Source organism: Lysobacter enzymogenes, from assembly GCF_900106525.1.
Lineage (GTDB): Bacteria > Pseudomonadota > Gammaproteobacteria > Xanthomonadales > Xanthomonadaceae > Lysobacter > Lysobacter enzymogenes.
In genome coordinates this window covers 214,261-232,482 of record NZ_FNOG01000008.1, presented here as the reverse complement: position 1 = coordinate 232,482, position 18,222 = coordinate 214,261, and the positions used below count along the sequence as shown (strand labels likewise).

Below are 18,222 nucleotides of genomic sequence, written 5' to 3'. Positions count from 1 at the left end.
AGCCGGCGGCGGCGCGTTCTGCGCGTTGCTGGAGGCGGGCCGCTGCCGCGCGCCCGTGGAGGAAACATGTCGCCGAAAACGTGCCTCCCGCCGACACGCCCGCGATGCGGGCCGTATCATGCCCGTTCCACGGACGACCCCGGCCCATGAGCGACCTGCAAGACCTGACCGCGCTGATCCGCGCCAACACCCCGTTGATCGTGATCGAGACCCGCGACGAAACCCGCGTAGTCGAGCTGTTCCGCCAGGCGCTGATGAACGTCTGGCGCGCGCTGTACCGCTGGTCGATCACCGAAGGCCTGCGCCGCATCGACCTGGACCGCGAGGACGATTCCGACACCGCCCCGGACATCTCCAACACCTTGCAGGCGATCCGCCACGCCGACCAGCGCGGCATCTATCTGCTGTTCGACGCCCATCCGTATCTGGTCTACGCCGGCACCCAGCGCCAGCTGCGCGAGATCGCCCAGCGCCGCGAGTGCGAGCCGCACGTGCTGGTGCTGATCGGCCACAAGCTGGAACTGCCGCCGGACCTGGACGCGCTGGCCGTGCGCTTCACCCCGCGCCTGCCCGACGCCAACGCCCTGCTCAAGCTGGTGCGCGAGGAAGCGGAGAACTACACGCGCGAGAACGGCGGCCGCCGGGTCGAGGCCGACGGCGAGGCGGTCAAGCAGATCGTGCGCAACCTGCAGGGCATCGACGCGGTCGACGCGCGCCGCATCGCCCGCCACCTGATCTTCCGCGACGGCGCGCTCAACGCCGACGACCTGCCCGAGCTGGCCAAGCTCAAGTTCGAGCTGCTCAACCGCTCCGGCCACCTGCATTACGAATACGACAGCGCGCGCATGGCCGAAGTGGCCGGCGCGCGCAGGCTCAAGCGCTGGGTCGAACAGCGCCGCGCGGTGTTCGCCGGCGCCCAGCCGCCGCCCGGGCTTGATCCGCCCAAGGGCCTGCTGTTGCTGGGCGTGCAGGGCTGCGGCAAGTCGATGATCGCCAAGGCGGTGGCCGCCGGCTTCGGCGTGCCGCTGGTGCGGCTGGACTTCGGCACGCTGTACGACAAGTTCCACGGCGAGACCGAGAAGAACCTGCGCGCCGCGCTGGCCTCGGCCGAGCAACTGGCGCCGGCGGTGCTGTGGATCGACGAGATCGAGAAAGGCCTGGCCGACAGCGGCGACAGCGACGGCGGGGTGTCGCGCCGGGTGCTGGGTTATCTGCTGACCTGGATGGCCGAGCGCAAGTCCAAGCTGTTCCTGGTCGCCACCGCCAACCAGATCGACGCGCTGCCGCCGGAACTGCTGCGCAAGGGCCGCTTCGACGAGATCTTCTTCGTCGACCTGCCCGCGGCCGACGTGCGCGAGGAACTGTTCGCGATCCACCTGCGCCGGCGCTCGCTGGATCCGGCCGGCTTCGACCTGCCCGCGCTGGCCGCGGCCAGCGACGGCTTTTCCGGCGCCGAGATCGAACAGGCCATCGTCGCGGCGATGTACGCCGCGCACGCCGCCGGCACCGCGCTGTCGGACTTTCAGGTGCGCGCCGAACTCAAGCAGACCCGGCCGCTGTCGGTGCTGATGGGCGAACAGGTGACGCAGCTGCGCGAGTGGGCGCGCGGGCGGACGGTGGCGGCGGATTGAGGGCGCGCGGCGCAGCCGGCCGTCGTCCGTCGTGCTCGCGAAATCCACCTGCCGTCATCCCCCGCGAAACCAAACCGTCGTCATGCCCGCGAAGGCGGGCATCCAGGGCTTTATCGCGACATGGCTCTGAAGTCTCTGGATCCCCGCCTTCGCGGGGATGACGATCTGGGATAGGCGCGGCGAAACCCAGCCGGCGCGGTGCCGCGCAACCTATCTACCGTCGTCCCCGCGAAACCCACCCGCCGTCATGCCCGCGCGACCACCTATCGTCATGCCCGCGAAGGCGGGCATCCAGGGCTTTATCGCGGCATGGCTCTGAAGTCTCTGGATCCCCGCCTGCGCGGGGATGACGATCTGGGATAGGCGCGGCGAAACCCAGCCGGCGCGGTGCCGCGCAACCTATCTACCGTCGTCCCCGCGAAACCCACCCGCCGTCATGCCTGTGCGACCAACTATCGTCATGCCCGCGAAGGCGGGCATGCAGGCCATCGCCGCGACGTAGCCATCAGCTCGCCGGATCAACCGCTTCGCCGCGCAATCAGTGCCTCGAACCCCGCAATCAAGGCCTGCAGCCCGTATTCGTAGTCCGCTTCGATATCGCTCTGGCTCATCACCGGCTGCGCCTGGGCCAGCAGCGGGTAGCGCTGCGGGTCCGGGGTGAGCGGGGCCTGGCCGGGGCCGCGGCCGGCTTCGGTCGCGGCCTGTTCTTCCAGCACCCAGCCGACCGTGTAGTAGCTCAGCGAGATCAGCGCGCGGATCGCGTCGGAGGCGGTGAACCCGGCCGCGGTCAGATAGGCCAGCTCGGCCTCGACCTCGCCGAAATCGTGCGGCTGCGGACGGGTGCCGACGTGGACCCGGGCGCCGTCGCGGTGCGAGAGCAGGCAGCGGCGGAACTCGCGCGACTGCCGCGTCATCCATTCGCGCCAGTCGGCGCAGGCGGCCCGGTCCACCGGCTGGTGCTCGCCCAGCATCGCCTCGGCCAGGGCGTCGAGCAGCTCGCGCTTGTTCTTGAAGTGCCAGTACAGGCTGGGCTGCTGCACGCCCAGCTCCTGGGCCAGGCGGCGCGTGCTCAGGCCGTCCATGCCGACCTCGTCGAGCAGCTTCAGGGCGGCGGCGACCACCGTCTCGCGTTGCAGTTTCATGCGTTCAGTTTCCAGGCGACGAGCGGCCTTGTCTCCCTATCGGTGATAGATTAGCATCCGCTGCGAATCTATCACCGATAGGGAGCGTGTCTTGCACACCCCGACCTCTTCGCCGGCCGCCGCGCCGGCCGAGTCCGCGGACGCCGCGGCTCAACCGTCCGGGCCGGCCGCCGCCGGTCCCGCTCAACCACCCGCTGTCGGCCCCGCCGGCTTCAACCTCGCCCTGGCCTTGATCCTGGCCACGGTCGCGCTCGACGCCATCGGCATCGGCCTGATCGCGCCGGTGCTGCCGCAACTGCTCGACGCGTTCGGCGTGCACGCCAACCTGGCCCTGCACGCCGGCGCCCTGACTGCGCTGTACGCATTGATGCAGTTCGTCTGCGCCCCGGCGCTGGGCGCGCTCAGCGACCGCTACGGCCGCCGCCCGGTGCTGCTGTGCTCGCTGTTCGGCAGCGCCCTGGACTACCTGCTGATGGCCTGCGCGCCGTGGCTGTCGCTGCTGTACCTGGGCCGCGCCATCGCCGGGGTCAGCGGCGCCAGCGGCTCGGTCGCCGGCGCCTACATCGCCGACATTTCCGACGAATCCCAGCGCGCGCGCCGCTACGGCTGGCTCGGCGCCAGCTTCGGCCTGGGCCTGGTGGCCGGGCCGGTGATCGGCGGCCTGCTCGGCGCGGTGTGGCTGCGCGCGCCGTTCCTGGCCGCGGCCGCGCTGGCCCTGGTCAACTTCGCCCTGGCCTGGCTGGCCCTGCCCGAGCCGGCGCGCAAACGCGAGCGCGAACCGCGGCCCGCGCCGGCGCTGCGCGAACTGGCGCCGTGGCACGCGCTGCGCGAACTGGGCCGGCTGCCGGACCTGGCGCCGCTGCTGTGGCTGTACCTGGCGATGCAACTCGCCGGGCAGGTGCCCGGCACCTTGTGGGCGATCTACGGCCACGACCGCTTCGGCTGGAACCCGACCGCGATCGGGCTGTCGCTGGCCGCGTTCGGGGTGATCCATTCGCTGTTCCAGGCGTTCGCGACCGGCCGCATCAGCGACCGCTTCGGCCCGGCCAAGACCCTGATCGGCGGGGTGATCTCCGACGTGCTGGGCTACCTGACCTTCGCCTTCGCCCGCAGCGCCGCGACCCTCGCCCCCGGCCTGCTGCTGGCCGCCGGCGGCGGCATCGGCGGGCCGGCGCTGTTGGCGATGTCGAGCGAGCGCACCGACGAAGCGCGCCAGGGCGCGCTGCAAGGCGTGTTGGCCAGCCTCGCCAGCCTGGCGGCGGTGATCGGCCCGTTGCTGTTCGGCGCGATCTACGTCGCCAGCGCCGGGCATTGGGACGGCTGGGTCTGGGTCGCCGGTGCGGCGCTGTACCTGCCGTGCCTGCCGGCGTTGCGCGCGTTGTTGCGCGGCCCGCGCGCTGCGCCGGCGCAACCCGGCGCCGCCGCGGCCAGCGAGGATCAGGCCTTCACGTACACCCAGGCGCGTCCGCCCGAGGCCAGCACCGCCTCGACCCGGACGTAATCGTCGACTTCGTACGCGTCCGCGCGCGCCAGCTCGTCGGCGCTGATCGCGAACACCGTGCCGTCGACGCGGTCGGCGTCGTCGCCGCTGGGTTCGACGATGGGGTGATGGGTCTGGCCGCTGGTGGCGACGACTTGCGCGTCGTCGATCTTCACCAAAGTGCGGCGGAAGCCGACCAAGGCGTCGGCGTCGCCGTGCAGCAGCCGGCCGAAGGTGGCCTGCTGCACCGCCGGCAGCTGCAAGGTGCCGTAGGAAAACAATCGCTGGTCGTAGGAGACGCTCATGTCGGCGTGGTTACCGGTAATGGCAAGACGACTGCCGACGCTAAGCGGCGGCGACGGCGCGCGCAACCGCCGCGCGCCGTCGCCGCAGGCTCAGGCCGGCGCGGCCTCGGACGCTTGCGGCTCGCGCAGCGCCGACCAGCGCTGCGCCAACTGCGCGGCGAACAAGCGCGCCGCCGGCGGATGCGCGGCCAAATGCAGGAAGGGTTCGATGAACTCCAGCTCCATGAGCCGGAACTCGCCGTCGACCACCACGCCGTCCACGCGCACGTAGGCGTGGTCGCGATGGCCCAGCGCCGCCACCGTGTCGAGCGCGCGCTGCGCCGCCGCGGCGACGTGCGCGGGCGGTTCGGTCGGCACGGCGCTGCCGCCGAAATAGGTCTGCACGCGGTAGTCGTCGCGCGCCGGCTTCTTCAGCACGGCGTGGCTGTAGACGCCGCCGAAGAACAGCAGCGACCACTCGCCGTCGTCGACCACCTGCGGCACGAACGGCTGGATCAGGTAATCCAGCGTGCGCGGCAGGCCGGCCAGCGCCTGCGCGAACGCCGCCTCGCCGATGCGCCCGCGCACCGTGTTCCAGGCGCCGCCGCTGACGCTGGGCTTGACCACCACCTCGCCCTGCAACGGCGCCAGCGCCGCGTCGAGTTCGGCGCCGCGCGCGTGCACGGTCGGGATGATCGCCACGCCTTGCGCGGCCAGTTCCAGCAGATAGCGCTTGTCGCTGTTCCACACCAGCAGCGGCAGCGGGTTGGCGATCGGGCAGCGCAGCGCATCGATGCGCTGATACCACTGCAGGAACTCGGTGTAGCGTTCGAAGTAATCCCAGGTGCTGCGCACCAGCAGCGCATCGTGCGCGGCCCAGTCCACCGCCGGGTCGCTCCAGATGCGGGCGTGGACGTGGATGCCGTGCTCGCGCAGCGCGGCGATCAGGCCGGCGTCGTCTTCGTGCGGTTCGGGCTGGACGTCGGAGACGACCAGGGCCAGCGACAGCGGCGGATCGAAACGGACGAACTGCGGCGCGCGCGGATCGGTCGCGGGCGGGGGAAGAATGGAATCGGAACGGGACATGACGCCTCCAGGAAATCGGGAGGGCGCCCTTGCTCGGCATCGCGGCCCGAGCGTGGCGGAGCATGGACTCCGTCGCAGCACCCCTCGGGTCCGGATCGCGCGGCGCCGCGATGGCGTCGCGCAAGTGGATGGCATCGCAGCGCGATGCCGGCGCAGTGTTGGACGGCGGGCGGCGGGCTGTCAACGCGAAAGGCGCGGCGGCGGCGAAATAGCGAAACCTTCGCGGGTGCGGTTGTGGCGGCGCGAAAATTTTTCGCGTTTTGTACTCGATAGGTTGGGTTTGTCGTCGATTGGTTTTCGCGGTCGCAGCTCGCGCAGCTCCTACAGTCGCTGCCTGTAGGAGCTGCGCGAGCTGCGACCGCGACAATGCGGCTACGACGAACCCGTCATCGCAGCCGCGACACAAACCGCCTCAATACCCGGCGGCTTGCCCATCCTTGCGCGACTCGCTCGCCCCGATGTAGCCGCCGTTCGGATTGACCATGATCGCCTGATAGCCGCCGTAGGGCCCGAGCGCGAAGCGCACGCTGTGGCCGCGCCGCACCAGCTCGCGCACGGTCTCGTAGGAGAACCCGGTTTCCAGGTCGAGTTCGCCGCCGTCGCTCATCGCCACCATCTGCCCGGCCGGCTCGGTCGAGCCGTCGTGCTGGATGCGCGGCGCGTCGCCGGCTTCCTGCAGGTTCATGCCGAAGTCGATCAGGTTCATCACGATCTGCGCGTGGCCCTGCGGCTGCATCGCTCCGCCCATGACCCCGAACGACAGCCACGGCTTGCCGTCCTTGGTCACGAACGCGGGAATGATGGTGTGGAACGGCCGCTTGCCCGGCGCGAACGAATTGGGATGGCCTTCCTTGAGCACGAACTGCTCGCCGCGGTCCTGGAAGATGAAGCCCAGCCCCGGCGGCGCCATGCCGCTGCCCATGCCGCGATAGTTGGACTGGATCAGCGACACCATCATGCCGTCGGCATCGGCCACGGTCATGTAGATGGTGTCGCCCTGGTCGAGCTGCGCCGGCGTCGCCGGCTGCGCTTCCTTGAGCACCTTGTCCAGCGCGATCAGCTTGCGCCGCTGCGCGGCGTAGTCCTTGGAAATGAGCTTGGCCACCGGCGAGGACTTCTCGAACGCCGGATCGGCGTACCAGCGCGCGCGGTCGGCGAAGGCGAGCTTCTTGGCTTCGGCGAACAGGTGCAGATGCTCGACGCTGCCGAAGCCGTACGACTTGAGGTCGTAGCCTTCGAGAATATTGAGGATCTGCAGCGCGGCGATGCCCTGCCCGTTCGGCGGCAGTTCCCACACGTCGTAGCCGCGGTAGTTGCTGCTGACCGGATCGACCCACTCGCCGTGGTGCGCGGCCATGTCCTCGTAGCTCAGGAATCCGCCGTTGGCCTTGAAGTACGCGCCGACGGTGCGGGCGATGTCGCCCTTGTAGAACGCATCGCGCCCGCCCTGGGCGATCTGCTCCAGGGTGTGGGCGAGGTTCGGGTTCTTCCACATCTCGCCGGTGCGCGGGGCGCGGCCGTCGATGGTGAACTGCTCCTTGAAGCCCGGCCACTTCGACAGGCGCGGCACCGAGGCGTTCCAGTAGTACGCGATCACCTCGTGCACCGGATGGCCTTCGCGCGCGTAGCGGATCGCGGGGGCGAGGTTGTCGGCCATCGGCTTGCGGCCGAAACGCTCGTGCAGAGCGAACCAGCCGTCGACCGCGCCGGGCACGGTCACCGGCAGCGGGCCGTGCGGCGGGATTTCCTTGAGCCCGCGCTTTTGGAACTCGGCCAGGCTCAGCGACTTGGGCGAGCGGCCGGAGCCGTTGTAGCCGTAGAGCTTCTTGGTCTTGGGATCCCACACGATCGCGAACAGGTCGCCGCCGACGCCGTTGCCGGTCGGCTCCATCAGCCCGAGCGCGGCGTTGGCGGCGATGGCCGCGTCGACCGCGCTGCCGCCGGCCTTCATCACGTCCAGCGCGATCTGCGTGGTCAGCGGATGCGAGGTCGCGGCCATCGCATGCGGCGCGTAGACCTCGCTGCGGGTGGCGAAGGTCTTGCCGCTGATGCGGTCGGCGGCGTGCGCGGGCGCCAGCAGGCTCGGCGCGAGGAAGGCGGCGCAGGCCAGGGCCAGCGGCGCAAGCAGCGCCGCCGCGCGGCGCGAACGCAGGGCGGTGATCGAAGAAGGCATGACGGAACTCCCCAGGACAGCCTTCGACGATAGCGCAGACGCGCGCGGAACTGAGTAGGCCGAAAGTCGAGCGCGGCAAGCTGAATGCGTGGTTTCGATTCGCGGCGACGCGCTTGCTGCGGCGCATCGTCGGATCGCCCGAAGCGGCAAGGCGGCGTGCGGATGGGGCCGACGTTGCGCGCATGCGATGGCGGAACCCCGCGGCCGGTTCCGGCCGGACGTCGGCGTCGCGGGTTAGCATCGGGCCTTCCCATCGCTGCGAGGCGCAGGCGCCCATGGACCCGAACCGGCACGATCGCGCCGCGCCCCGTCGCGCGTTCGCCGCGGCCTTGGGGCTGTGTCTGTGCGCCGCGGTCGTTTTCGCCCAACCCGGAGTCAGGGCCATGCGCGCCAGCCAGGCGTTTTCTTCACCGGCCGCGGCCGAACTCGCCCAGGCCGCGGCCGACGGCGACGCGGCGCAGGTGCGCGCGCTGGTCGCCGCCGGCGCCGATGCGAACGCGCGCGGCGAGCGCGGGATCAGCGTGCTGCAGTGGGCGCTGTACCAGCGCAGCGTCGAGGGCATGCGCGCGCTGCTCGCCGCTGGCGCCGACCCGGCCCAGGGCGCCGACGACGGCGCCACCGTGCTGCAGCTGGCGGCGATGGCCGACGACCCGCGCTACCTGCGCGCGCTGCTCGAGGCGCGGGTCGATCTCAACCTGCCCAACACCGTGACCGGCGCTACTGCGCTGACCGCGGCGCTGATGGCCGAGCGCCACGAACATTTCGCCGCCTTGCTCGCCGCCGGCGCCGATCCCGGCCGCGCCGACCGGCTCGGCAATACGCCGTTGCATGTGGCGGCGAAGATCAACGAGTTCGGCCATGCCTTGACGTTGTTGCGCGCGGGCGCCGACCCGAATGCGCGCAATGCGCAGGGGGCGACGTTTCAGCGGTACATGTTCATGAGCCCGGATCGCTTGCTCAATGCGCGCACTCGCGGCGAGCGCGATGCGGTGGCGGCTTGGCTGCGCGAACGCGGTGTGGCGTTGGAGAACGCCGCAGCGCAGTGAGCCTGGGTGCGCTCAGCGCACCACCGCGATCGCGTCCACTTCCACCAGCGCGCCGGGTTTGACGAAGCCAGTCACCTCCACCGCGGTGCTGGCCGGCGCCTGGCCTGGAACCAGGTACTTGTCGCGGGCGGTGCGCACCGCCGCGATCTGGCGCATGTCGGTGACGTAGAAGGTGAGCTTGACCACGTCGGCGAACGAGGCGCCGGCGGCCTTGAGCGCGGCGTCGAGATTGGCGAATGCCTGCTCGGCCTGCGCCTGGAAGCCGTCGCCGGCCAATTCGCCGCGCGCATCGGTGCCGATCTGCCCGGACACGTAAACGGTGCGGCCGGCCGCCACCGACACCGCGTGGCTGTAGCCGTTGGGTTTGGGCAAGGTCGCGGGATTGAGATAGCGCGCAGCGTGGTCGTCGCTCGCGTGGGCGGCCGGCGCGGCCGCGCAAGCGGCGAAAGCGCAGGCTAGGGCGATGCGGATCGTCATGGAGCGCTCCTGGGCACGGGGGATTGGGTCGCGGCAGATTGTCGCGTGCGCGCCGACAGCGCCAGCGCCCCGGCGGCGACCGCCAGCGCGGCGGCACCGGCGGCGAGATAGGCGTGGCCGATGCCGAGCGCGGCGACCAGCGGCTGGGTCAGCACCGGCGAAAAAAACTGGCCCAGGAACACGCAGCACACCAGCCAGCCGATCGCGCGCGCGCGCGCCGGCGCCGGGGTGCGCGACAGCATCCAGGCGTTGAAGTTGGGCACGTTCATGCCCAGGCCGAAGCCGATCGCGACCAGACCCAGGCAGGCCTGCGGATAGTCGCCGGCGCCGCCGAGCAGCAGCAGGCCGGCGCCGCTGAGGCCGAAGCCCAGCGCCAGCACCTGGCCGTGGCGCAGGCGCGCGGCCGCGCGCGGGTAGGCCAGCGAGGCCGCGCCCCAGGCCAGCCCGACCAGCGCCAGCAGCGAGCCCACCCGCACGCTGCTGGCGTCGGGAAAGCCGCGCAGATGGAACGGCAGATACACCGGCACCATGAAGTAGGCGAGCATGTTGGCCAGTCCCAGCGCGCAGATCGGTGCGGCGGTGCGCAGCGACGGGCGTTGGCTCGCGCCGGCGGCCGGCGCGGCCGGCAGGTCGCGCACCAGCCAGGCCACGCCGGGCAGGATCGCCAGCGCCACCAGGTAGATCAGGAACGGCAGCCGCCAGTGCACGCCGGCGAGCACGCCGCCGAGGAACACGAACACGATGTTGCCCAGCGCCATGAACAGCGACTGCCGCCCCAGCGCCCCGCCGAGTCCGTCGCGCTGCGCGTAGTCGGCGATCAGGGTGGTCGCGCAGGTCATGATCGCGGCGATCGACAGGCCCAGCGCGAAGCGGCTCAGCAGCAGCGCGGGCAGCGATTGCAGCGCGTAGCCGGCGGCGCCGGCCAGCGCGTACAGCGCCAGCGCGGCGACGAACAGCCGCTTGCGCCCGACCCGCTCGATCGCCCAGCCGGTCGACAGCGCCGCGATCCCGGCCGCCAGCGCCGGCAGGGTCAGCGCGATCTTGACCAGGAACGCGGCATGCGCCTGCCCGGCGAAGGCCTCGGCCATCTGCGGCAGCGACGCGGCGATGACCGTGGTGCCGATGATGGTGATGGTGCTGGCCGACAGCAGGCTCAGATCGCGCAGACGCGCGGCGAGGTTCATGGCGGGCGCAGCGGTCAAGCGCTGGCGGCGAGCGCGACGCGCCCGCGCGGCAGGAAGCCGACCACCAGTTCGGCCAACCGCCGCGGCGATTCGAACTGGATCGCGTGCGGCGCATCCAGGTAGACGATGTCCGGACGCGGGCCGCGCAACTGCGCGCGCAGCATCGCCGCCACGCCGTCGTTGTCGACCAGCCGGTCCTGGCGGCCGAACACTGCCAGCACCGGCAGTTCGCCGATCTGCGCCAGCGCGCCGCTGCGCGAACGCTCCGCCAGCTCGCTCCACACCTTGACCGTGCTCTGCGACACCCGGCGCAGGCGCAGCTCGTCGTCGGCGACGTAACGCTGCCAGTCCGGATCGGCGGTGAAGTCGGCGATCTGCAACGGTACCGGCACGAACGCGCGGTCCTGCGGCGGCGCGCCGAGTTCTTCCACCACCTCGGCCACCGCCTGCATCGACAACCGCAGCACGTCGGCATAGCGCTCGGTGAAGACGAAGCCCGGCGCGATCAGCACCAGACTCGACAGCAAGCGGTCGGCGGCCACGCGCTCGGCGGCCAGGGTCGCGATCTGGCCGCCGAAGCACCAGCCGGCCAGGTGCAGGCGCCGGCCCGGACGGGCCAGTGCGCGCAGCAGCGAAGCCACGTCGTCGAGTTCGCGCTCGGCCGACGGCAGATGGCCGCGGCCGGGCTGGTTGAGGCCGGAGCCGCGCCGGTCCAGCGCGACGAAACCCACGCCCGCGTGCGCCACCGCGGCCTGCGCCAGCGGCGCCTGCCAGGCCGAATGGCTGATCCCGCCGTGCAGGATCGCGATCAGGTCCTGTGCGTCCTGCTCGCCCCACTGGCGATAGTGCGAGACGTAGCCGTCGGACTGGGTGTGGGTATGGATGCGGCCGGAATCGTAGGCGCGGTCGGCGGGCTGGGCGGACATGGGGCGTTCCTTCTGGGCGGAGGGGGAATCAGTCGGGCGCGCCGGACGTGGGCGCGGCGGCCATCGCGTCGATCTCGACGCGATAGACCGGCGCGGCCAGGCCGGCGACGTAGAGCAAGGTCATGCACGGGCGATGCGCGCCGAGCCATGCATCGAACGCCGCGCGGCGGCGCGCCGCGTCGACGTCGCCGACCAGGTACACGGTCAGCTTGACCACATCGCCGACGTCCATGCCGGCCTCGTGCAGGTTGGCGGCGATGTTGTCCAGCGCCACCTGGATCTGTTCGACCGGATCGTCCGGCACGCTGTCGTCGGCGCGGCGGCCGATCTGGCCGGACAGCACCAGCCAGCGCGCCGGCCCGGCGACTTCGATCTGATGGGAATAGGCGGCGACGGGCGCGTGCACGGCGGCGGGATTGCGGATGCGCATTCGGGGCTCCTGGGCGAGGGGATCAGGCGCACGCCGCCAGCGCGGACAGGGCCGCGGCCATGGCCGGCGTGACACGCGCGGCGCTGGCGCCGTCGTCGTCCGCGAGCGCGGCGAACGCCGCGAGGTGGACGTCGGCGATGGCCTCCACCGCGTCGCGGCCGATGCTACGCGCATCGGCGTTGAGGGTCAGGACGATGCGGTGTTGGCGCAGGTCGTGGCCGAGGTTGGCGAGCAGGGCGAAGTGGGTGTGTTCGAACCAGTCGACGCGTTCCAGCGCGCCTTGGGCCAGGTCCGCGTAGGCCTCGAAGCGGGTGTAGTTGAACGCGCTCTGGGCGATCCACTCGCGCTGTTGGTCGCGCTGGATGTCGGCCAGCGGATAGCGGCGCGCGCGCAGGGTGCGCCGTTCGGCGTCGCGGCAGGCGGCGATCAATTGCGCGCCGCTGGCGCCGGCCACGCGCTGCCGCGCCGGCACGAAGTTGAGGAACATGCCGAGCACGCGCTCGCCGTGTTCCTCCTCGGGGCGGCCGCCGGCGAAGGCGCAGGTGATCGCTTCGTCGCCGCCTTGCACCTGCGCCAGCGCGATCAAGTGCCCGGCCAGCAAGACCTGCTTGAGCGTGGCGCCCTGGCGCTGCGCGGCGGCTTCGAGCGCGGCGTGCAGGGCCGGATCGAGTTCGCGCTTGGTCTCGCTCCAGCGCGCATCGGCGTCGGAGTCGGTTGTCGACGCGGTCGCGTTCCAACGCGGCAGCGGCGCGAACGCGGCGCCGCGCAGTTCCTCGCGCCACAGCTCGGCCAGGTCGCGGTCGCCGCGGCTGTCGCGTTCCAGCGCGACGTAGTCGCGGTAGCGCAGATCGGACGCGGGCGCATCGGCGGCGGTCGGGCCGTCGGCGCGATAGTCGGCGACCAACTCGGCGATCAGCCGCGACAGGCTCCAGCCGTCGATGATCGCGTGGTGGAAGCTCAGGCCCAGGCCGAAGCCGTCGTCGCCGCGGTCGAAGACGTGCAAGCGCATCAGCCGCGGCTGCGACCAGTCGAAGCCGCGGCCCTTTTCTTCGTCCATCCAGTGCGCCACCGCCGCGCGCTGCGCCGCTGGGTCGAGAGCGCCCAGGTCGCTGACGTCGAACGCGACGTCGACCCGCGCATGCACGCGTTGCAGCGGCTCGGGCCAGGCTTGCGTGTCGAAGCTGGTGCGCAGCAGTTCGTGCGCGTCGACCGCGCGCTGCAGGCTCGCGCGCAGGCGGCCGGCGTCCAGCGGCAGGCGCAGGTGATAGACGAACACGTCGTGGTAGCGCGCCTGGGCCGGTTCGGCGTCGTGCTCGCGGATCATCAGCGCCTGGATCGCGGTGGTCGGGTAGGCGGCGACGATGTCGGCGGCGAAGCGCTCGCGCGGCTGCCCGGCGAGGACGAACTCGCCGACGCGCTCGCGCCGGCGTTGCGGCGCCGCGGCCGCTTCGCCGTCGTCGGCTCCGGCATCGGCGTCCAGCGCGGCGGCGAGTGCGCGCACGCTGGCATGGGCGAGCAATTGTTGCAGTTCGATCCGCAGGCCCTGGCGCTTGAGCCGGGCGACGATGCGCAAGGCGCTGATCGAGTCCACTCCGCGCTGCAGGTAAGACTCGTCTATGCCGACCGGCACGCCGCCGAGCGCGGCGGCGATGGTCTCGCACAGGCGCAGTTGCAGCGGCGATGCGTCGCCGTGGTCCGCCGGCGCGGCGTCCGCGGCAGGCGCCGCCAGGGCCTGCGCCGCACGCAGCCACGCGTCGAGGTAGGCTTCGACCGCCTCCGCGGGCGCCTGCGCCGGGTCGAAGTTCGCGGTCAGCCCCAGGCCGCCGGCGAAGGGATCGCGATGCGCGTGCACCACCAGCGGGAAGTTGGTTTGCTCGAAGTAATCCGCGCCGGCGATGCGCACGTCCGCACCGTCGCCGCTGTCGCGGTAGACGTGGAAGTCGGTGTAGTTGAACACCACGGCGAAGGCGGCGGCGCGGCCGCCGGCGCGCAGGATCTCGGGCAGCGGATAGTGCCGGTACGGCAGCAGCGCCTGCTCGCGTTCGAACAATTCGCGCAGCGCCGCCAACGGATCGGCACGGCGAGGCGGCGGCGCCAGCGGCAAGGTGTTGAGGAACAGGCCGACGGCATCCTCGGCCCCGGCCAGTTCCGGGCGACCGTTGACGACCACGCCGGTGGCGGCGCCGGCGCCGCCCGCCAGCGTCGGCACCGCGTCGAGCGCACGCAGGTGCGCGGCCAGCAGCGCGCTGCGCAGCGGCACGCCGGCGCGTTCGGCCAGCGCTTGCAGGTCGGCGGCGAGCGCCGGAGCAACCTCGCGCGCGAGCGAGCGGCTTTCGCCCGGCGCGCTCGCCGCGGCTGCGAGCGGCGGCAGCGTGGCGAGCTGTTCGCGCCAGTAGCGGGCCTGTTCCGGATCGGCCAGCGCGGCGCGCTCGGCGGCGATGAAGGCGCTGTAGCGCAGGCGCTCGGGCTGCGGCGCCGGTGCGCGCGCTTGCAGGCGCGCGGCGTACGCGCGGCGAATCTGCTCGACCACCAGGGCCACGCTCCAGCCATCGAGGATGGCGTGGTGGAAGGCCAGGCTGAGTACCAGCCGCTGCGGGCCGCGGCGCTGCAAGTGGAAGCGCAGCGGCGTGCGCGCCTCGACATCGAAGGGACGGCGCTTTTCCTGCTCGGTCCATGCGCGCAGCGCGGCGTCCTGGGCGGCGTCGTCGAGGCCGTCGAGGTCTTGCGTCTCGATCTCCGGCTCGGCCTGGGCGAACACCAGCTGCAGCGGTTCGTCGAAGCCGCCCAGGTCGAAGCGCGAGCGCAGCTGCGGACGCTGCGCGACGACCTCGCGCACCGCCTCGGCGAGCATCGCGACGTCGGCGCGGCCATGCAAATGGTAGGAGAAGATGTCGTGGTAGACCGGCGAACGCGGGTGCAGGGTGGAGTGGAAGATCATTCCCGATTGCAGCGCGCTCAACGGCCAGGCGTCTTCGACCTCGGCCGGCAGCGCGGCGCGGTCTGCCGCGCTCAGCAGAGCCCGCGGCGCGGGCGCTTCGGTCGTGTTCGTGGCCGCAGCCCCGCCGGCGCGCAGGTGCCGGGCCAGTTCGCGCACGCTGGGATGGGCGAACAGGTCGCGCACCTGCAGGGCGTAGCCCAGCTCGCGCATGCGCGCGACGATGCGCAGGCTCAGGATCGAATCGCCGCCGAGGCGGAAAAAGTTGTCGTCCACGCCGATCGCGGGCCGGTCCAGCGCTTCGGCCCAGGCCTGGGCCAGCGCGCGCTCGGCCGGCGTGGCCGGCTGCGCGTGCGCCGCCAGCGCCGCGGCGGGCGCGGCCGGCGACGCATCGGCCAGGAGCGGATCGGGCAAGGCCTTGCGGTCGAGCTTGCCGTTGACGCTCAGGGGGATCGCGTCGATCGGCACGAACAGCTGAGGGACCATGAAGTCCGGCAGGTGCCGCTTCATCTGCGCGGCGGCTTCTACCGGATCGAACGCGGCCGCATCGTCGGCGACCACATAAGCCACCAGCAGGCGCTGGGCGCCGCGTTCGTGCACCAGCACCACCGCCTCGCGCAGTTGCGGCAGCGCGCGCGCGACCGCCTCGATCTCGCCCAGTTCGATGCGGAAGCCGCGCAGCTTGACCTGGTTGTCGATCCGGCCGAGGTATTCGATCTGGCCGTCGGCGCGCCAGCGCGCCAGGTCGCCGGTGCGGTACATGCGCGCACCGTCGCGGCCGGCGTGCGGATCGGCGACGAACGCCGCCTCGGTCAGTTCGTCGCGGCGGTGGTAGCCCTCGGCCAGCTGCACGCCGCCGATGCACAGCTCGCCCGGCACGCCGATCGGCTGCAGTTCGCGATGCGCGTCGACCACGTACAGCGAGGTGTTGGCCACCGGTCGGCCGATCGGCACGATCCGGCCCGGATAGTCCAGCGTGCACGGCCAGTACGACACGTCGATGGCCGCCTCGGTCGGGCCGTACAGGTTGTGCAGCGTGCACGGCAGCGCGGCGGCGAAGCGCGCCACCGTGTCGTAGGGCAGCGCTTCGCCGCTGCAGAACACCCGGCGCAGGCTGGCGCAATGCGCGGCCAGCGCGTCCTCTTCGAGGAAGGCGCTGAGCATCGACGGCACGAAGTGACAGGTGGTGACGCCGTGCTCGGCGATGGCCCGCTTGAGGTAGTCGGTGTCGCGATGGCCGCCCGGCGCGGCCACCACGATGCGCGCGCCGAACATCAGCGGCCAGAAGAACTCCCACACCGAAACGTCGAAGCTGAAAGGGGTCTTCTGCAAGACGCGGTCGCCGGCGTCCAGGCCGTACTCGCGTTGCATCCAGTACAGGCGGTTGTACAGCGCGCCGTGGCGGTTGACCACGCCCTTGGGACGGCCGGTGGAGCCTGAGGTGTAGATCATGTAGCAGCGCGAATCGGCATTGAGCGCGCGCGGCGGCGGTTGCGCGTCGTCGCCGTCGGCAGCGCCGTCGAGCCAGCGCTCGAGCACTTGCGCGCGCGCGCCCAGGGCCTGCAGCGCGGCGAGGTGGTGGGGCTGGGTCAGCACCAGCGGCACCTGCGAATTCTCGATCATGTAGGCGACCCGCTCGCCCGGATAGTCCGGATCGATCGGCACATAGGCCAGCCCGGCCTTGAGCACCGCGACCAGCGCGATCACCATCTCCGCCGAGCGGTCCATGTAGACGCCGACGAAGCCGTCGCCGGTTTGGGCCTGCGCCTGCAGCCGGCGCGCGACGCGATTGGCACGCCGGTCGAGCTCGGCGTAGCTCAAGCGCTGCGCGCCGAACTCCACGGCGACCGCGTCGGGCGTCTGCGCCGCCTGGCGCTCGAACAGCGACACCACGTCGCCGGGCGGATACTCGACCGCGGTGTCGTTGAACCCTTGCAGCAGCGCGCGCTCCTGCGGCGGCAGCAGGCCGATCCGGCCGATCTGCGCGTCGATGCCGGCCCCGGCGTGCGCGGCCAGTTGCTCCAGCAAGAAGGCGTAGTGGCTAAGCAGGCGCTCGACGGTGGCGCGGTCGAACAGGTCGGTATTGAACTCGGCTTCCAGTTCGATCGCGTCGCGGTCCTCGGTGAGGTACAGCAGCAGATCGAACTTGGCGCCGGTGCGGGCGGTGCGGTACGGCCGGCACGCGACGCCGTCGCCGAGATCGAGGCTGCGGCGCGGGCCGAGCGCGGTCAGCATCGCCTGGAACACCGGGTTATGGCTGGGATCGTGCTGCGCGCCGAGGCGTTCGAGCAGTTTCGGGTAGGGCACGTCCTGGTGTTCGAACAGCCCGATCGCCGCTTCGTTGGCCTGCAGCAGCACGTCGCGGAAGCGCGCGTCCGCCGGCAGCTCGAACGCCAGCGCGGCGGTATTGACGTAGCAGCCGACCACGTCGAGATGATCGGCGTCGGCGCGGTTGAGCACGGTGGTGCCGATGCACAGGCGCTCCTGCGCGCAATACCGGTGCAGCAGCACCGCGTAGGCCGACAGCAGCACGCCGAACTGGGTGCTGGCGCATTCGCGCTTGCAGCGCTCCAGCAAGGCGGCCAGCGGCGCGCGCGCGATGCGCAGGGCGACCGCGTCGCCGCGATAACCTTGGCGCGCCGGCCGCGGCCGGTCGCCAGGCAAGCGCAACAGGTCGGCGCCGCCGGCGAGGTTGCGCTTGGCCGCCTCGATCCCGGCGTCGTAGCCGCCGCGCTCGAACGTATGCCGCTGGCTGGCGGCGAAGTCGGCGTAGCGCGCCTGCAGCGACGGCAGTTCGGCCGGCGCGCCGGATTCGCGCAGGGCGCGGTAGTGTTCGCCCAGTTCGGCCAGGACGATGCCCAGGCTCCATCCGTCGACGGCGATGTGGTGAGCGGCCAACACCAGGATCCACTCGCGTTCGCCCGTGCGCGCCAGCGCCGCGCGCAGCGGCGGGCCGCGTTCCAGGTCGAAGCGCGCGTTGGCGGCGTGGTCGGCGAATTCGGCGGCGGCTCGCGCGCCGTCGCTATGGCCGCGCGCGTCCAGCCGTGCCAACGCGACCTGCGCGTCGTCATAGACTCGGGCGCGCAATCCGCCGGCGGATTCGGCATAACGCGTGCGCAGGCTGTCGTGGCGCCGCACGACTTCGCCCAGGGCGCGTTCCAGCGTATCGGCGTCGACGTCGCCGTCGATGCGGAACGCCAGCGATTCGTTGTAGGCGGGGGCGTCGTCGCCGGCGATCTGCTGCAGCAGCCACAGGCTTTCCTGGGTGTAGGACAGCGCGTGCGTATCGTCGTCGCGCACGGACGCGACGGGGCTGCCGGCGACGGCGGGTTCGCTGTGCGGGTCGAGCATGTTCATGAGGGCATCCGATGCAGGGGGAAGTCGCCGCGCTGCGGGGCGGCGGCGGATGGCGACCGGGGGCGGATCGA

The 18,222-nt window shown here is 71.8% G+C and carries 11 protein-coding genes, 1 pseudogene and 1 riboswitch; of the genes and pseudogenes, 3 read left to right on the top strand and 9 right to left on the bottom strand.

Going from position 1 to position 18,222, the window contains the following annotated elements; all coding sequences use genetic code 11:
* Positions 1–146: 146 nt before the first annotated feature.
* A complete protein-coding gene (locus BLU84_RS19780) occupies positions 147–1,631 on the top strand; it encodes an AAA family ATPase (RefSeq protein WP_074871221.1) in 1,485 nt (494 codons plus the stop codon).
* A gap of 518 nt (positions 1,632–2,149) precedes the next feature.
* Here BLU84_RS19780 and BLU84_RS19775 read toward each other — a convergent pair.
* Positions 2,150–2,773: a TetR/AcrR family transcriptional regulator C-terminal domain-containing protein gene (locus BLU84_RS19775; protein ID WP_074871219.1), complete on the bottom strand. Its 624-nt coding sequence runs from the start codon at positions 2,771–2,773 to the stop codon at positions 2,150–2,152.
* Between the two features lie 223 nt (positions 2,774–2,996).
* Here BLU84_RS19775 and BLU84_RS19770 point away from each other — a divergent pair.
* Positions 2,997–4,184, top strand: a pseudogene (locus BLU84_RS19770) (TCR/Tet family MFS transporter); the annotation flags it as partial.
* A gap of 26 nt (positions 4,185–4,210) precedes the next feature.
* Here the strand turns inward: BLU84_RS19770 and BLU84_RS19765 are convergent.
* The 3 genes from BLU84_RS19765 to ggt form a co-directional block, all read right to left on the bottom strand.
* The gene (locus BLU84_RS19765) at positions 4,211–4,558 is read right to left on the bottom strand and encodes a gamma-glutamylcyclotransferase family protein (RefSeq protein ID WP_074871216.1); all 348 of its coding nucleotides are present in this window, start codon (positions 4,556–4,558) and stop codon (positions 4,211–4,213) included.
* Positions 4,559–4,648: 90 nt separating this feature from the next.
* The gene (locus BLU84_RS19760) at positions 4,649–5,623 is read right to left on the bottom strand and encodes an ATP-grasp domain-containing protein (protein ID WP_233431187.1); all 975 of its coding nucleotides are present in this window, start codon (positions 5,621–5,623) and stop codon (positions 4,649–4,651) included.
* Between the two features lie 14 nt (positions 5,624–5,637).
* Positions 5,638–5,715: riboswitch (S-adenosyl-L-homocysteine riboswitch) on the bottom strand.
* Positions 5,716–6,035: 320 nt separating this feature from the next.
* Positions 6,036–7,796 (bottom strand): gamma-glutamyltransferase, encoded by a 1,761-nt coding sequence (gene ggt / locus BLU84_RS19755; protein WP_083382902.1) that lies wholly within the window; start codon positions 7,794–7,796, stop codon positions 6,036–6,038.
* Between the two features lie 383 nt (positions 7,797–8,179).
* Here ggt and BLU84_RS19750 point away from each other — a divergent pair, with 383 nt between their 5' ends.
* Positions 8,180–8,842, top strand: a complete 663-nt coding sequence (locus BLU84_RS19750; RefSeq protein ID WP_074871214.1) for an ankyrin repeat domain-containing protein — start codon at positions 8,180–8,182, stop codon at positions 8,840–8,842.
* A gap of 12 nt (positions 8,843–8,854) precedes the next feature.
* On the opposite strand, the gene BLU84_RS19745 is transcribed toward BLU84_RS19750, so the two are convergent.
* Genes BLU84_RS19745 through BLU84_RS19725 form a run of 5 tightly spaced genes read right to left on the bottom strand, consistent with a single transcriptional unit; the run spans position 8,855 to position 18,151 of the window.
* The gene (locus tag BLU84_RS19745) at positions 8,855–9,319 is read right to left on the bottom strand and encodes a RidA family protein (protein ID WP_083382898.1); all 465 of its coding nucleotides are present in this window, start codon (positions 9,317–9,319) and stop codon (positions 8,855–8,857) included.
* The gene (locus BLU84_RS19740) at positions 9,316–10,503 is read right to left on the bottom strand and encodes an MFS transporter (RefSeq protein WP_074871211.1); all 1,188 of its coding nucleotides are present in this window, start codon (positions 10,501–10,503) and stop codon (positions 9,316–9,318) included. The genes BLU84_RS19745 and BLU84_RS19740 overlap by 4 nt, the downstream gene beginning before the upstream one ends.
* A gap of 14 nt (positions 10,504–10,517) precedes the next feature.
* Complete coding sequence (locus BLU84_RS19735) at positions 10,518–11,429, bottom strand: alpha/beta fold hydrolase (RefSeq protein ID WP_074871208.1); 912 nt, start codon at positions 11,427–11,429, stop codon at positions 10,518–10,520.
* 28 nt (positions 11,430–11,457) lie between these two features.
* Positions 11,458–11,859: a RidA family protein gene (locus BLU84_RS19730; protein ID WP_074871206.1), complete on the bottom strand. Its 402-nt coding sequence runs from the start codon at positions 11,857–11,859 to the stop codon at positions 11,458–11,460.
* 22 nt (positions 11,860–11,881) lie between these two features.
* Entirely contained in the window at positions 11,882–18,151 is a 6,270-nt protein-coding gene (locus BLU84_RS19725; protein WP_083382896.1) for a non-ribosomal peptide synthetase, read from the bottom strand.
* Positions 18,152–18,222 lie beyond the last annotated feature (71 nt).

Bases quoted from the DNA above. Each gene is read 5' to 3' on its own strand.
- BLU84_RS19780 (WP_074871221.1), top strand. From the start codon at position 147: ATGAGCGACCTGCAAGACCTGACCGCGCTGATCCGCGCCAACACCCCG.
- BLU84_RS19745 (WP_083382898.1), bottom strand. From the start codon at position 9,319: ATGACGATCCGCATCGCCCTAGCCTGCGCTTTCGCCGCTTGCGCGGCC.
- BLU84_RS19765 (WP_074871216.1), bottom strand. From the start codon at position 4,558: ATGAGCGTCTCCTACGACCAGCGATTGTTTTCCTACGGCACCTTGCAG.
- BLU84_RS19735 (WP_074871208.1), bottom strand. From the start codon at position 11,429: ATGTCCGCCCAGCCCGCCGACCGCGCCTACGATTCCGGCCGCATCCAT.
- BLU84_RS19725 (WP_083382896.1), bottom strand. From the start codon at position 18,151: ATGAACATGCTCGACCCGCACAGCGAACCCGCCGTCGCCGGCAGCCCC.
- ggt (WP_083382902.1), bottom strand. From the start codon at position 7,796: ATGCCTTCTTCGATCACCGCCCTGCGTTCGCGCCGCGCGGCGGCGCTG.
- BLU84_RS19775 (WP_074871219.1), bottom strand. From the start codon at position 2,773: ATGAAACTGCAACGCGAGACGGTGGTCGCCGCCGCCCTGAAGCTGCTC.
- BLU84_RS19730 (WP_074871206.1), bottom strand. From the start codon at position 11,859: ATGCGCATCCGCAATCCCGCCGCCGTGCACGCGCCCGTCGCCGCCTAT.
- BLU84_RS19760 (WP_233431187.1), bottom strand. From the start codon at position 5,623: ATGTCCCGTTCCGATTCCATTCTTCCCCCGCCCGCGACCGATCCGCGC.
- BLU84_RS19750 (WP_074871214.1), top strand. From the start codon at position 8,180: ATGCGCGCCAGCCAGGCGTTTTCTTCACCGGCCGCGGCCGAACTCGCC.
- BLU84_RS19740 (WP_074871211.1), bottom strand. From the start codon at position 10,503: ATGAACCTCGCCGCGCGTCTGCGCGATCTGAGCCTGCTGTCGGCCAGC.